11 protein-coding genes are annotated in these 15903 nt (G+C 52.8%); 4 read left to right on the plus strand and 7 right to left on the minus strand.

Features of this window, described 5'->3' with window-relative positions:
- Positions 1-415: 415 nt before the first annotated feature.
- From ACO064_RS21130 to ACO064_RS21140, 3 genes are all read left to right on the plus strand, one after another.
- Entirely contained in the window at positions 416-784 is a 369-nt protein-coding gene (locus ACO064_RS21130) for a MarR family winged helix-turn-helix transcriptional regulator (protein ID WP_229312029.1), read from the plus strand.
- 175 nt (positions 785-959) lie between these two features.
- Complete coding sequence (locus ACO064_RS21135) at positions 960-1679, plus strand: SDR family NAD(P)-dependent oxidoreductase (RefSeq protein ID WP_421829213.1); 720 nt, start codon at positions 960-962, stop codon at positions 1677-1679.
- A gap of 47 nt (positions 1680-1726) precedes the next feature.
- A complete protein-coding gene (locus ACO064_RS21140) occupies positions 1727-2638 on the plus strand; it encodes an SMP-30/gluconolactonase/LRE family protein (RefSeq protein ID WP_421829214.1) in 912 nt (303 codons plus the stop codon).
- Between the two features lie 88 nt (positions 2639-2726).
- Here ACO064_RS21140 and ACO064_RS21145 read toward each other — a convergent pair whose 3' ends face one another.
- The 5 genes from ACO064_RS21145 to ACO064_RS21165 form a co-directional block, all read right to left on the minus strand.
- Positions 2727-3239 carry a hypothetical protein gene (locus ACO064_RS21145; RefSeq protein ID WP_421829215.1) on the minus strand — a complete coding sequence of 171 codons (513 nt, stop codon included), beginning with the start codon at positions 3237-3239 and terminating at the stop codon, positions 2727-2729.
- Positions 3240-3266: 27 nt separating this feature from the next.
- Positions 3267-4751: a SusD/RagB family nutrient-binding outer membrane lipoprotein gene (locus tag ACO064_RS21150; protein ID WP_421829216.1), complete on the minus strand. Its 1485-nt coding sequence runs from the start codon at positions 4749-4751 to the stop codon at positions 3267-3269.
- 24 nt (positions 4752-4775) lie between these two features.
- Positions 4776-7898 (minus strand): SusC/RagA family TonB-linked outer membrane protein, encoded by a 3123-nt coding sequence (locus ACO064_RS21155; protein WP_421829217.1) that lies wholly within the window; start codon positions 7896-7898, stop codon positions 4776-4778.
- A gap of 318 nt (positions 7899-8216) precedes the next feature.
- Positions 8217-9707, minus strand: coding sequence for a RagB/SusD family nutrient uptake outer membrane protein (locus tag ACO064_RS21160; RefSeq protein ID WP_421829218.1), 1491 nt, complete (start codon positions 9705-9707; stop codon positions 8217-8219).
- A gap of 55 nt (positions 9708-9762) precedes the next feature.
- A complete protein-coding gene (locus ACO064_RS21165; RefSeq protein WP_421829220.1) occupies positions 9763-12891 on the minus strand; it encodes a SusC/RagA family TonB-linked outer membrane protein in 3129 nt (1042 codons plus the stop codon).
- A gap of 148 nt (positions 12892-13039) precedes the next feature.
- Between ACO064_RS21165 and ACO064_RS21170 the strand changes: the two genes are divergently transcribed.
- Positions 13040-14383: an amidohydrolase gene (locus tag ACO064_RS21170; RefSeq protein WP_421829221.1), complete on the plus strand. Its 1344-nt coding sequence runs from the start codon at positions 13040-13042 to the stop codon at positions 14381-14383.
- Between the two features lie 101 nt (positions 14384-14484).
- On the opposite strand, the gene ACO064_RS21175 is transcribed toward ACO064_RS21170, so the two are convergent.
- Positions 14485-14847: a four helix bundle protein gene (locus ACO064_RS21175; RefSeq protein ID WP_421829222.1), complete on the minus strand. Its 363-nt coding sequence runs from the start codon at positions 14845-14847 to the stop codon at positions 14485-14487.
- Positions 14848-14997: 150 nt separating this feature from the next.
- A complete protein-coding gene (locus ACO064_RS21180; protein WP_421829223.1) occupies positions 14998-15903 on the minus strand; it encodes a S66 peptidase family protein in 906 nt (301 codons plus the stop codon).

The raw sequence follows: 15903 nt of genomic DNA on the forward strand, positions 1-15903 counted from the left end.
TCAGTATTCCAGGGCCGTAGATCGGTTGTTAGAACGGGATTTGGCCGGAGAAAATGATAAAAACTTTTTTAATAGAAAGTTCGTAAGTGAATTTTTCGGATTGTATTTATTTGCTATTTTCTTGCATCTTTAGTACCGTTTAATAACTTAATTGTAGCAACACGCATTTTTACTTTTTCAATTCTTTAAAACTGTAGTCATTTGTGTTAACAAATTAATAATAAACGCAATTAACTATTTGAAAAAACAATTGCTTTGACAAACTAATTCTAATTAAGTTCGTTATATTTACAAATCGGTAACATAATTCAGGTGATTGAATTTTAAAACCCTAGCAATCATGATCGCAGAGAAAAAACGGATTTCAAAGTACAGCAGTTGCCTGAATTTTACGGCAAATGCTTTAGCGAGAGTAATGACTAACATTTCAGACGACGAATTTGGTCGTCTGGGCCTAACGGCTTCCCATGCCTTTGTCTTGAAAGAAGCCATCGAAAATCCCGGTATTCAACCAAAGGAATTGAGTGGAGAATTGCATTTGACGCCCTCGACCATTACCCGACTGATTGAAAAATTGGAACTGAAAAAGCTGGTAGAGCGGAAAATCGAAGGGAAACACACGCTGGTTTATGCCACCGAGAAAGGAATTACCATGTTACCGGACATCAAAAAAGCGTGGGACAACCTGATGCGCCGTTACGCTGATATTCTGGGTGATGAAAGTTCCCGCCGGATGACCGATATGTTGTATGGAGCCGTGAAAGCATTGGGAAAAGATTCATAATTTCCCATTTTAACACGAGATGGAGTAATGATTGTGCAATCATGTGTGAACCTAAAATGCCTGAAAAAGGCCGCTTTTTAAACAATTTCTGTGATTGAATAGTAGAGTTGGAGAGGTTACGTCCGGGCTCAAAAGAGTTGACGTGCTTCAACTCTACCATTCAATCATAGAAATCATGAACACCAGTCACGAAAAGGTTGCCTTAGTAACCGGTGCAAACCGGGGATTGGGCAAAGAGATTTCTCAGGAGCTGTGCAAAAAAGGCTATGCGGTTTTCATGGCCTCCCGCGATATAGAAAAAGGCCGTGAAGCTGTTCATGAGCTCTGTGGGCAGGGGTACGAAGCCATCTTTCTTCAGTTAGACGTTACCGATCCGGTCAGTGTCAAAAATGCCTACGGGGCCTTCTCTCAAAAGGCCAGTCATTTGGATGTGCTGGTCAACAATGCCGCTATTCTGGAAGAGACCGACCGGCATGTATCCATCTGCAAGCTCAATATCGAATCGCTGGAGCGTACTCTGAAAACCAATCTGATTGGGCCGATCATGGTGATTCAGGATTTTCTGCCGTTTCTGGAGAAAAGCCGGAACGGAGCCCGTATCATCAACATCACCAGTGACCTGGGCTCGCTGTCCCACATGCAGGACAGCTATCCGGCCTACAGTCTTTCCAAAACCGCCCTGCATGCCATGACCCGTCAGTTTTCGGCTGCTTTAGTGGGCAAAAACATTGCGGTCAACTGCGTCAATCCGGGCTGGGTGCAAACCGGTATGGGCGGAACCGGTGCCAACCGAACACCCGAAAAAGGTGCCGAAACCACCCTCTGGTTAGCCACAGAAGCTCCCCAGGGCGAAACCGGAAAATTCTGGAAAGACAAGCGGGAAGTGCCGTGGTAAGCGGAATATGCTATCTTTGCTTATTCCTGAACCTTAACCCGATTCCCATGCATTTTACCGGAAAAGCCGGGCTTCTTTCCGCCGGCCTGTTGCTACACGCATTCCTCGGTTTTAGCGGTGGCGGTGCCGATTCCGTCAAAGTAACCGCAGCGGGTGCCGTTCCGAAGCAGATTTCCAACCAGTTCAAGTTCACGGAAGGCCCCGCCGTCAATAAAAAAGGAGACATTTATTTTACCGACCAGCCCAACGATAAAATCTGGAAGTACGACACCGACGGCAATTTGTCATTGTATAGGGACAAAACCGGGCGTTCCAACGGGCTGTATTTCGACAAAAAAGGCAACCTGATTGCCTGTGCCGACGAGAAAAATGAGTTGTGGTCAATTAGCCCCAAAGGAAAAGTGACGGTTTTGCTGACGGATTTCGAAGGCAAACGGCTCAACGGCCCCAACGACCTGTGGATTGACGCGAAAGGCGGTATTTATTTTACGGACCCCTATTATCAGCGCGATTACTGGGAGCGGAAAAAACCGGATCTGGAAGGCCAGAAAGTCTATTATCTGCCCAAAGGGAAAAAACAACCGGTCGTCGTCGACGGCGATCTGATGCAACCCAACGGAATTGTGGGTACACCCGACGGGAAAGCGCTGTATGTGGCCGACATTCGTGCCAATAAAACGTATAAATACCAGATCAACGACGACGGCACGCTGACCAATCGCCAGCTTTTTGTTTCGCAGGGTTCAGATGGCATGACGATCGATAATCAGGGTAATGTTTACCTGAGTGGCAGAGGGGTAACGGTTTACAATCCGGCGGGTGAAAAACTTCAGGTTATTCCGGTTCCGTCGCGTTGGGTTGGTAACCTTTGTTTTGGCGGAAAAGACCGCCGTACGCTGTTTATTACGGCTTCGGAGTCGGTTTATACCCTGGAAATGCAGGTGAAAGGTGTGGAGTAAAGTCTTATGTAATTGTAAATCAGAAGTCTATAAACAGGAAAGCCGTTCCAGTATTAGAACGGCTTTCCTGTTTATAGACATTAACGGCTTACGCCAGAATCCGAATCCGTACGGGTTGAGCAACGATCTGGGAGCCATCATCCAGCGTTACCAGAAACATGAACGCAATTTCCCGAACACCGGTCGGTGGGGTCGTTGGCGTGGATGGAACTGTTGGACGTTTCGTAGCAAAATCCTTGATCGTGGTCGTAAAATCAACTGTTGTCCCACTTCCCGCGATCGGAGCTGCGATGTAATTGGTTGCAACTGTGTTCAGCGTGGCGACGTTGATGCTGGTTGCACCAGCCGCTACCCGCGTAATCTCCTTGATCGTCCGTCCGCTGGAAGCCGGAATTGAGATAGAGATTTTGATGTTACCACCAGCCGCCGTGGAGACTTCGTAGTACGGATCAAAACCGTACGTTGTGGCACCGGTGTACGTCACAGGAACGGCCGGGCGGTTATCCTTGACCAGATCGCTGTAGACGTAATCGTCTTTGCAGGAAATACCGGCAAACGCCACGATTGAAAGGATAAGAAATTGAAAAGCTATTTTTTTCATGATATAATTCCGTTAACGAATGACCGATTAATCAACATCCCACCACACCTTGACATTGGACTGCGGCCCGGGATTCGGGAAGGCCGGATTCCGCTCGATTTCCTGGGTGATGTAAGCCGCCCGCACCGGACGCGTTCCATCGATCCCAACCGCATTCTGCGAAGCGGTCAAACGGGGGTAACCCGTTCTCCGCCAGTCGTTCCACGACTCCAGGCCGTTTCCGGTCCAGGCAATCCACTTCTGGGTAATAATCTGCTCCAGTTGTTGCTCTTTGGTTCCAGTCAGAGTTGCCACCGCCGGATTGGCGGCCAGATAGGCTGCAATGTCGGCATCAGCGACACCGGCCAGTTTCATCGAAGCCGTAATGCCTTCGGTATACAGCGTCTGCGGATTGCCCGGCGTTCCCAGAATCAAGGCTGATTCGGCCAGAATGAACGCCCGTTGGAAGTTGGTCAACAGCCGGACCGGGCCTTCCCCACTTGTTCCCGTTACGTACGGGCTGTAGCGTGACCAGTTGGCTGGCGGACTGGGCAAGGTACCCCGAAAACCGTTGTCGATGGTGACGTAATCAGCCGCCGGTTTGGTGAAGAACTTGGCCAGGCGCGGGTCGGTTTTGGTTGGATCCGTTGCACTGGGCCGCAGCACGTTCAGAAACCGGGTGCTCATGATCAGCTCGTTGCTGAAGGACGCGAAGATGGCCAGGTTCCACATAGGACTTGTGCTGCCCACGTTACTGCCAAATTTTACGTTCAAATCGAGCGCGTTGCTGTTGATATACAGGTTTTTGGTCAACACTTCGTTGATGACCTGTGTCGCCAGTTGCGGTTCTTTCCGGCTGATGGTATTGGCAAGTTTCAGCATCAGGGTGTAGCCCGCCCGTTTCCAGCTATCCATGTTGCCACCGTAAACCATGTCTTCGGCAGTAGGCTTGGAAGTCGAAACCGCTTCCAGATCGGCCAGTCCTTCACGCACCAGATCGAAGAGGCTTTGAATCCCCAGCGATTGATTGCCCTTGTAGATATCCTCCTGCTTGTCGATGCGCGGCTGAATGAACTCTTCACCCTTCAGGGCTTGTGAATAGGGTACATCCCCCCACACATCCGTCGCGATGCTGAACGTATAGGCTTTCATGATCTTGGCAATACCGGTATAGGCTTTGGCATTGGTCTGGTCAGCGGCTTCGATCAATTTCTGATAGTTGACGAGCGCACCACCGTAGATGTCAAAGCGCCACTGGTTTCCGAAATCGGCACCGTTCGTATTGAAGATGTCGTAGGCCGCCGGGCTGCCACCGGCACCCGCCAGGTAGTTCATCACCACCGAGCCAAACCGGTTGAGTTCACCGTTGTTGGCAAAGGCGGAACCCGCTAAGGCCGTGGGTAATAAAACCGGTGGCGTTACGGCCGTAGGTTTATTGGGATCGAGGTTAATATCGTCCACAAAATTGCTGCAGGCCCCGATTGACAGCATCAACGGAACCAGAAGGAATTTTTTATAATTCGAGACTTTCATTGTCGGAAGAATGATGAAGGTTGATTAAAAGGTAAACCGCAGGTTAACGCCATAATTCCGGGTGTTGGGCGCGCCATTCAAATCAAGCCCCTGAATATTACCGGCTCCCTGTGTGTTTACTTCCGGATCCATGAAGAAGTTGGGCGCGTAGAAGAACAGGTTCCGTCCACTAACTCCCACGGTAATGGCTCCGAAAGGCGTTTTGCCAATCAGGCTGCCCGGCAGGCTGTAGTTCAGGGCTACTTCACGCAGCCGGTAAACCGTGGCATCGAACACAGCCGCTTCGGAAGCCAGACCGCCCAGACCGGCCCAGTAGGTTTGAGCACTGATCTGAATGTTATTGGGGGTGTAGGACTTCGAACCATCCGTATTGGTTACCTCGATAACGCCCGGCAAAATACGGGGTTGATCCCGATCAATGCCCGTGACTTTCAGGTGACCCTGGCTTCTCAAATCGGCCGCACTGAACGAGTAGAGGTCTCCACCCTGGCGGGTATCGAACAAAACCGACAACGTCAGGCCTTTGTAACTGAAATTATTCGTCAGACCCGCCGTCCAGTCCGGATTTGGATTGGCAATCACCTGACCGGCAAGACCCGGTACAAACTGGCCGGTGTTGGGGTTGATCAGATACTCACCCTGCGGACTGCGGACGTTGGCCGTTCCAACAATAACGCCATAGGGTTGCCCCAGCACGATGGACGGGTTGATTCCGATGAACGCATTGCCGGTAATTGGCGATTGGGTAACGCCCGGGGCAATTTCTTCTACTTTATTCCGGATGCGGGTAAAGTTCAGGATCAGATCCCACTTGAAGCCGTTAGCCAACCGAACCGGGGTCGTGTTCAGCACCAGTTCGATCCCCCGGTTTCGCATGGAACCCACGTTGGTGGTACGGGTGTCGTAACCGGTTGAGTTGGATACCGAAACGTTGAAAATCTGGTTGGTACTGCGCGTATCGAAATACGCCAGATCGATGCTGGCCCGGTTGCGGAACAGCCCCAGGTTCAACCCGAATTCATAGGACCGCACGAATTCTGGCGTCAGATTTGAATTGCCAATCCGGTCGTCGATCCGAAAACCGGGTAAGCTGGCGGTTCCTACTGAAATCGGGAAGGTAATGCTGGCAGCATTGTTTCCGTAAGACGCCGGTTCAAACACGGAGTTCAGCAGATACGGATCAGCATCCCGGCCCACCCGGGCAATGCTGGCCCGTACTTTGGCATAAGAAAGCACGTTCGAATTCAGCTTGAACGCATCCGTCGGGACAAAACTGACCGCTGCCGATGGGTAAAAGTAGGTATTGTTGGCTTTGGGCAAGGTCGACGATTTATCGACCCGACCGGTCAGTTCCAGAAACAGGTAGTTCTGGTAGCCCAGCGATAGCTGTCCGTAATACCCCATCAGCCGACGCATGGTGCTGCTCTCGGTGCTGGCGGAGAAAACCGACCCGTTGCTGACGTTTTCAAATCCCGGAATGGTCAATTGCTGACTGATAATCGTTGGATTCTGAGTCTTCCGCTGGTTGATGTTGTTTCCCAGTAACAGGCTGGCATTCAGTCCTTCGAGAAACAGATTGTCTTTCTGGGCGGTGATGATCAAATCGCCGTTTAACTCCGACCGGAAGAAGATATCTTCCCGGAGTTCACCCGCCGGGGTACGCGCTGCGCCAATGGCGGCAACGAATTTCCGGCGATCGGTGTAGGTATCGGCCGTGGCCCGGTACGATACGTTCAGCCATTTGGTGATGTCATATCCAATCTGGATATTTCCAAAAACCCGGTCGACCTGGCCTTGCAGCGTTTCGTTGTAAGCACTCCACAGGGGGTGGTTTTGGGTAGGATTGTAATAAATGCTCCGGCCCAGCGCGTTCTGGTAGGGGCGACCAATCAGATCATAGCTGCGTGGAATCCGGGTTAACTGACCGAAGGCACTACCGCCGTTTCCGCCCGGAACACCCTGCTGAACGGTTTGGACGTAGGTTACCGTACCGTTCACTTTAATGCCATTATTCAGTCGCGATTCCCCACCGACCTGAACGTTGGTCCGGTTGAATTTGGTGTTGGGAATAACCCCGTTCTGGAGCGTGTTACCAATCGCCAGAATGAAATTGCGCCGTTCGTCGCCGGAAGCAATATTGAAAGAGTTTTGCAGAATGCTCCCCTGACGATAGAAGTCCTTTACGTTGTTGGGGTAGGCCTGGTAAGGAACGGTTTCGTTCTGCAAAGTCACCACCTGCGTGAGTGGTCCACCGAATTTCGGGCCCCAGGAGTTCGCAGACGTGTTGACGAAGTTGTTCTGGGTTCCCTGCCCGTAGTCATTTTGCAGTTCGGCCAGGCCGGAGACATTCTGGATGTTGTAGGACGAGTTAACCGTCACTTCCGTTTTCCCTTTCATGTTCCGACCGGTTTTGGTCGTGATGACAATGGCCCCTGCCGATGCTCTCGAACCGTACAGTACCGCAGCCGCCGGTCCTTTCAGGACGTTGATCGACTCGATGCTTTCGGGGTTGACGTCGGCCAGGCGGTTGGCGGGCTGCGAACCGAACAGCGTGTTTTCGGTCTGGTTCAGGTCGTTGCTGAAAATGATGCCATCGACCACAATCAGTGGCTGGTTGCTGCCGTTGAACGACGTAACCCCCCGGATGTTGATGTTGGTGGAAGCACCCGGCGCACCACTGGCTCCGGTGATGTTCACCCCGGCCAGTTTTCCCTGAAGCGCATTCAGCACGTTGGGTTCCGAGCGTTGCGCCAGCACATCACCCCGAACATCCTGAGTCGAATACCCCAGCGAACGCCGGTCGCGCTCGATCCCCTGAGCCGTTACGACCACTTCCGACAATTGACTGGCATCGGATTTTAATTGCACATTGAGGGTAGATTGGTTGCCGACCACGATCTCCTGGGTGGCGGTTCCGATGAAGCTGAACACCAAACGGGCGTCGGCCGGAACATTGGTCAGACTGTAGTTTCCGTCTGAATCGGTGGTGGTACCACGGCTGGTACCTTTCAATTGGATGCTCACACCCGGCAGGGTGGAGCCGTCGTCGGATGAAGTGACTTTACCGGTCACTGTCCGATCCTGGGCTAGCGCGGGCAGGGCAAAAAGCACGCACATTAGCCAGAATCCAGCTAAACGTTTTCTCATAGATAGGTTATTGTTTGGATGAACGTAAAAAAATGGTTACAAAACTACTTTTATATCAGCAATAAGTAAACCAAATAGTGCGTTAAGTAACATTTTTTTCCAACACACCACGAAAGCCGCTTCAACTACGACCACTGTCTTTCTAACTACTGCTATAATAGTAGGATCAATATAATGATAAATTGAACAATATTGTGTTAAAGTCAAAAGAAAACCTTCCGGAGAAGGATTCTAACCCGTTAGTACCGAGTTTCGACCCTTTCCGGAAGGCTTTGAGATAATCCGTCGTGCGGTTTTCCAGGCTACTGCATACTATCCTTACGGATTCGGCACGGCCAGTTTGTTTACGTTCAGCTCGCCCTGTGGAATCGGCCAGATGTAGACCGAGGCCGCTACCGTTACCGCCTGAATATTGGCTTTGGCGGGAAGCGGAAGATTCTGCCGCAGCAAATCGTTGGAGCGGAATCCTTCTCCCAGCAACTCGATCCGGCGTTCCAGCAGGATGGCGTCGACCAGCGCGGCTTTGTCGGCCATCGTGGCATAAACCGCCGTGGGTGTCGACCGGCCCCGGACAGCATTCAGCAACGCCAGCGCATCGGCATCGACCCCCGCAGCCAGCCGTGCTTTGGCTTCGGCCAGGTTCAGCAGCACTTCGGCGTAGCGGATCACCGGCACATAGTCGGTATGCTGAGGCCCCGTCGGGAACTTGGTGAGCCGGATCCGGCCCGCATCCCCCGTAAAATCATTCTTGACAAAACTGGTTCGGCGGGCGTCGGTGGCCGTGAAAGCCGCATTACCGATGATGCCATTCGGATTCAGGCTGTAGTCACCAATCCCGACAATCGGCATGTAGTAGCTCGCCAGTCCGTTTTGCGTACCAGGCAGGTCGTTGCTGCTCATCGGCATGGAAAGAATGGACTCCGTCGTGGTGTAGTTGGTGAAAACCGTCGTAACCGATGCCTGCAACTGGTGGGCTACACCGGTTGCCGCCCGGTAAGGGGCCGTTGCCGAAACAATCTTGGCCGCTTCGGTCACCACATCGGCATAGCGACCCATCGCCAGATAGGCCCGGGTTTTCAGCGCAATGGCGGTATTTTTGTGCGCCCGTGTCGTATTCAGCGCAGCGGAGGCATTGGTGGCCGCCAGGTTTTGCTCGGCAAAATTCAAGTCTTCCAGAATCTGGGCATACACTTGCGCTACCGTACTGCGAACCAGGTCATTGTTGCCCGTTCCGACCTCACCTTGCAAGCGAAGCGGCAGGCCCAGACTGGCTCCGTTGTCCTTCGTGTAGGGCTGGGCGTAGAGCTGCACCATCGACAGGTACGTGAGTGCCCGCAGAAACCGGGCTTCCCCTTTGTACTGACTGGCCAGTGCTGCATCGATAACAGTCGGGTTGGCATCCAGTCCTTCCAGAAACAAATTGATCCGGTTGATGGCCAGATAGGCCTGGTTCCAGAGGTTGGTGGGTTCGTTGGAGCCGGAGTTGTTGGTGTGGTTCCAGGTCTGGAGGGCCGTTACCCCGTTGTTGCTCACATTCAGAAACTCTTCCCCCCGAACGTCGACGTAAATGAAATACCGGCCACCCAGAAACTGGCCGTTTTTCACACTCGAATACAGACCGTTCACCTGTGCCAGCACCCGGTCGGGATTGGAAAAGGCCTCTACATCGGCCAGGCTGGTCAGGGGTTTGGGCTCCAGGAGTTCTTCCTCACTGCACGAGGTCACGACGGGCAGCAGACACACCGAAAGCACAGCGGCTTTCAGGAACATCCGTCGGTTGGTGGATAAATATGAAGTATGGTTTTTCATGGAAAATCGTGTTAACCGTTTAAAGGGCTGTTGAATCAGGACGTCAAACGATCGATTAGAAATTAAGGCTCAAACCGGCCGTGAACGTACGGGCCTGCGGAACCGAGTTCCGGTCGACACCCGGTGCCGTGTTGGAGTTCCGGTTGGTCGAGATTTCAGGGTCAGATCCCGTGTAGTTCGTAATGATAAAGGCATTCTGCACCTGTGCATATACCCGGATCGACGACAGATTGGCTTTCCGCAACAGATCGTTCTTGATCGTGTAGGCGAGCATGATGTTCCGGCCCCGCAGGAAGTCGCCTTTTTCCACATTTTCAGAAATCGGGTTGGCCGAACCGTTCGAGATGTTGTCGTTCAGAACCGGGCGCGGAACGTCGGTGACATCACCCGCCTGTTTCCAGTGGTTCAGCACGCCAACGTCGTTGTTCCAGGGCCGCTGATCGCGCAAACCGGCTTTTGTTCCGTTGTAAATCACGTTGCCGCCCGAAAACTGAAGAAAAACCCCCAATTCCAGATTGCCATACTTGAAGGTGTTGTCCAAACCGCCGAACCATTTCGGGATGGCTGCGCCCACCACAACCCGGTCGGTACCGGAAATCGCCGGGGCGTTGCCGTCTTTGTCAACGTAGGTCCAGCGACTGGCGGCCGGGGCCGAGTGGTCATACTGAACCCGGTCGTTGTTGGCGTTGATAAAAATCCGGCGACCGTTGGCCGGGTTTACGCCATCAGTCCGGATGACATAAATACTCCCGATCGATTCATTGACCCGCACGATGTTGGAACTTTCCAGACCGCCGGTATTGGCCAGAATGTCGGCGTTGTTGTTGGCCAGCGCTGTCACTTCGTTTTTCAGCGTCGACAGATTGAAGCTGGTGGTCCAGTTGAATTTGCCTTTGGTAATGTTCGAAGACGTCAGCGCCAGCTCAATTCCGGTATTGGCCATCGAACCAATGTTCGTCAGAATGAAGTTGTTCGGAATCCCGCGCGAAGGAGCCTGGGGCTCGGGCAAAACGAGGTCGGTTACGTCTTTCTTGTAATACGTCAGTTCACCCGTAATTCGGTCGCCGAACAGGCCAAACGCAATACCGATGTCGGTGCTCGTGCTGCTTTCCCACCGCAGCGACGGGTTCCCGGCCTGCGCGAAGAAGAACGTAGGCACGGTGCCATATAACCCGGAGTTAAACAAACTCAACGAGCCGAAATCGCTGATGCCGGCGTTTCCAACACGGCCCAGACTGGCCCGAATTTTGAATTCGTTGACCACTTTGCCGAGTGAATTTTTCCAGAAATCTTCTTCCGAAACCCGCCAGCCGATCGATCCTCCGGGGAAGTTACCGTATTTACGGCCAGCCGCATAAGCCGAATAACCGTCCCGACGGAAGTTGAAGGTTAACAGATACTTCTGGTCGAAGTTGTAATCAAAGCGGGCAAAATACGAGATCAGACCATTCTGGCTTTGGAAGTTACCGGACGGCGGCTGGTTGCTCGTAAAGTTCCCCTGATAAGACGTGAAGAATGGGTCCGACAGCCCTTGTCGCGCACCACCCCAGCGGTTGATCGTGTATTTCTGAACTTCGTTACCACCGACAACCGAAAAATTGTTTTTTCCCACCTGAAGATCGTAGGTCAGGTAGTTCTGCCAGTTCCACTGTTTGATGTTGGTGAAGATGTTAAACGCCTGTCCACCAGCCGTCCCGCCTTCGCCGTGGACGCTGTTCCGGAAGTCGATGTCTTCCACGGTCGTGTTGTCGATCCCGTAGGAAGTCCGGAACGTGAGTCCTTTGAGCAGGGTGAAATCGGCAAAAATATTGCCGAGTATGTGGTTGTTTTCCGACGTAAACCGGCTGAGTTCGAGGTCAGGCAGCGGGTTGTAATACCCACCGGCGCCGACCAGGTTTTTGCCAAGTCCCATGTTGTTACCGGCCCGGTTAATGTTGTACGATCCGTCGGGGTTGCGGGGGGCCAGGTTGGGAGCCAGCACCAGCGGCAAGCGACCCAGACCGCCGGTGCTGAACGCGCCCGTCGTACCGGTGTTGGGAGCCTGGTTCTTGCTGTTGGCCAGCGCAATGTTGGCACCGAGTCGAATGGCTTTGTTCAACTGGTGCGAGATGTTCATCCGGCCCGTCATCCGACTGAAGGAATTCTGTTTCAACATCCCTTCCTGATCGGTGTAGCCCACCGAGAAGGCGTACTTCGTGTCTTTCGTCCCGCCGTTGACCCCCAGGTTGTGGTTGTGGGCGGTTCCGGTGCGGTAAATCACGTCGTACCAGTCGGTATTCACCACGCTGCCATCGGCATTGAGAGTGGGGAAAAACTGGTCGGGCAGGTTGGCGTTGCGGGCGGCCAGGTTTTTGTAATCCATGTACTGCTGGGCATCCAGGATGTCGAACAGCTTGAACGGTTTGGTAACACCCACCCAGCCGTCGTAGGTCACCTGCACCCGGCCTTCCTTGCCTTTTTTGGTGGTGATCAGAATAACCCCGGCGGCCGCGCGAGAACCGTAAATGGCCGTTGCCGACGCATCTTTCAGGATCTCAAGCGATTCGATGTCGGACGGGTTGATGTCGCCCAATGGGTTGTTCACCGTAAAACCGCCCGCCGAAACGTTGTCGTTGGAGTTGATGGGCAGGCCGTCAATAACGATCAGTGGTGACGAGCTGCCGTTGATGGACGAAACCCCGCGAATCCGGATCACCGGCGCGTTGTTCAGAACCCCGTTCGGCGTGATGATGTTCACCCCGGCGGCCCGGCCCTGCAAAGCCTGATCGAAACTCTGAACGGGTTTGTTGGCAATGGTCTCGCCACTGACCGAAGAAACCGCACCCGTAATGGTTTTTTTGCTTTGCGTACCGTACCCCACCACCACCACTTCGCTGAGGCTGGTGGCATCGACCTGGAGGGTGACGTTGATCGTGGAGCGGTTGCCGGTTTCGATTTCCTGGGAAGCAAAACCGATGAAACTGAAGACGAGCCGGGCATTTTCCGGAACATTGGCCAGGCGATACGTACCGTCGCTGTTGCTGTTGGCACCGCGGGTGGTGCCTTTGATTTGAACACTAACTCCCGGGAGTGGGGAGCCGTCGTCTGATGAAGTGATTTTCCCGGTAACGGTGCGGTCCTGTGCCAGTGCCGGTAGACACAACAAGGCAAACCACACCCATAGGGATGGTAATAGTTTTTTCATAAATCTGTATATTTGTTTAGGTTATTCGCAAAAATGGTTCAAAAAATGATTGCTTAATACTATTTTGATAAAATTTTTCTAAATATTACTTTGAAAAACAACTTAGCTTGCATTTTCGGCAAAACAGGAAATAAACCAGAATGAGTGTATGAGAATTTCTACAAAAGCAGTTTATGTGGCCGTTTATGCCCTGTCATTGGTCCCGTTTACGTTACCGGCCCAGTCGCCCCTGAAGAATCAGATGAATAAACTGGCCGATGGTCTGGAGAAAAAAGTGGTCACCTGGCGCCGGGAAATTCATCAGAACCCGGAGCTGGGCAACCGCGAACTGCAAACCTCCGCCAAGATTGCCGCTCACCTCCATTCGCTGGGCATCGAGGTAAAAACCAATGTGGCCAAAACCGGGGTCGTCGGCATTTTGAAAGGCGGAAAACCGGGGCCGGTCGTGGCGTTGCGGGCCGATATGGACGGTTTGCCGGTGACCGAACGGGGCGATCTGCCGTTCAAATCCACGGTAACGACGGAATTTAACGGTCAGAAAACCGGCGTCATGCACGCTTGCGGTCATGATTCACACGTCGCCATCATGATGGGCGTGGCCGAAGTGCTGGCCAGCGTTAAAAACGATCTGAAAGGAACCGTCAAGTTTATTTTCCAACCCGCCGAAGAAGGGCCACCGGCCGGCGAAGAAGGGGGCGCACAGTTGATGGTGAAAGAAGGCGTTCTGGAGAATCCAAAAGTCGACGCCATTTTTGGTCTGCACATCAACTCCCAGACCGAAGTTGGAACGATCAAATACCGTCCGGGGGCGACGATGGCGGCCGTCGATTTTTACAGCATCAAAGTCAAAGGCAAACAGACGCACGGCGCGGCACCGTGGTCGGGCGTCGATCCGATTGTTACCTCGTCGCAAATTGTGATGGGCCTGCAAACCATTGTCAGCCGGAATCTGGCCATTACGGAATACCCGGCGGTGGTGACGGTGGGCGCGGTTCACGGCGGGATTCGGCAAAACATCATTCCGGAAGAGGTGAACATGATCGGCACCATCCGGTCGTTTACGCCCGACATGCAGAAAACCATCCATCGCCGGATCAGCGAAATTGCCACCAACATTTCGGAAAGTGCCGGGGCCAAAGCCGATGTAAAAATCGACGTGATGTATCCCGTGACCTACAACGACCCGGCGCTAACCGATCAGATGGTGCCGACACTGGAAGCCGTAGCCGGAAAAGATAACGTGATCATCCGTCCGCTCGATACCGGTGCGGAAGACTTCTCCTTTTTCCAGCAAAAAGTACCCGGTTTTTTCTATTTTCTGGGTGGCATGCCGAAAGGCCGCAAACTGGAAGATGCCGCCCCGCACCACACCCCGGATTTTTTCATCGACGAAAGCGGCTTTGGCCTGGGCGTCAAATCCCTCTGCCACCTGACCGTCGATTACATGGACCAGTGGAAAGGAGTCGCAACGGCGGGTGGGAAGAAGAAGTGAGAAAGGGAAAAGAATGAATAATGAATAGCGAACATTGAATAACGAATAACGAACATTGAATAACGAATGGTGGCGGGGAGAATAATAAAGTGAATGGCTAACTATTTGTTTAGGTTACGCTCTGCGGTTTCAATGCTTTTCTTAAAGATTCGAATCAATTCGGTACATTCTGCTAGCGTGGGTACGCCAGTTGGACCCAACTGGCGTACTCTTTCAAGAATGCGAAGGTTAATGCGGGACTCCCGGAGTTCTTTGAGAGCTCCTTTCATTTTGTGGATAAAATCCTTCTGGGATTCGGCACTTTGTGCTTCTCCATAATGCAGGGCGGGAGCGGTACCAGATCGCAGAAGTTGTCCGCCAAGATGGCTGGAGGCTTTAGTTGGGGGGAGTTCATCAACGACAGCAATTATTTCTGCCGAAAAATTGATCAGCCGATCTTCCAGATCAAACCTTCGCTCAGTCATCCTTTCGTTATTCGTTATTCAAAATTCATTATTCGATATTTATCCTTAGACGTTTTCCTCCCTCATCAGTCACTTTTACTTTCGATAATCATTGTTCGACATTCATTATTTGATATTCTTCAAAATGGTCCTTCCAGGCTTCCAGCCCCTTTAAAACCGCAACTGTCCGCCTTCCTCATTCACCACCAACTCGGCGGTTTTTCCAACCGGCATGGCCAGATTGCGGGCGACATGGCCGACCGGAAAATCGAAGCAAACCGGGTAGTGATACCCGGCCACCTGCTCGGTAATGATTTCGTTGGCGGTTTTGCCGAAGGGTGACGAGTCGTTGATGCGCATGTCCGTAAACTGCCCCACCAGCAAACCGGCCAGATCGGCCAGCCGGCCGGAGCGCCGGAGTTGGATCATCATGCGGTCGGTGGAGAACAGCGTCTCGTCGATGTCTTCGATGAACAGGAGTTTGCCGGTCAGGTTGATGTCGGACGGTGTTCCCAGAATGTGCATGAGCAGCGTCAGGTTGCCGCCAACCAGCGGGCCTGTGGCCATTCCGGGGCGGTTAAGAACGTGCGACGGACTGGTATAAGGCGCAGGAGATTCCCCAAAAAGACATTGCCGCAGGGTTTCGATGGAATCCGTAACGCCTTCACCGCCAAATAATTTGGGCATAATGGCGTGTAAACTCTGGATGCCCATCCGGTGCAGGTGGCAGTGTACAACCGTGATGTCACTGAAGCCAATGATCCATTTCGGATTTTTCAGAAACTGCGTGAAGTCAAGGCGGTCGAGGATGCGGTAGCTGCCGTAGCCTCCGCGCGCGGAGAAAATCGCCCGGATGCCGGGGTCGTCGAGCATCTGTTGCAGGTCGCGGGTGCGCAGGGCGTCGTCGCCCGCAAACTGAAAATAGCTACTTCGGAGCGATTCGCCTTCTACCACCTCCAACTGCCACTGATCGCGCAGAATGTGGAAGGCCGGTTCGAGCGTTTCATAGTCCAGACGGCTGGCCATAGCCAACACGCCCACCCGCTGACCGGGTTCTAAAAAAGGGGGCTGTATCAA

It is taken from the genome of Larkinella sp., assembly GCF_965227735.1.
Lineage (GTDB): Bacteria > Bacteroidota > Bacteroidia > Cytophagales > Spirosomataceae > Larkinella.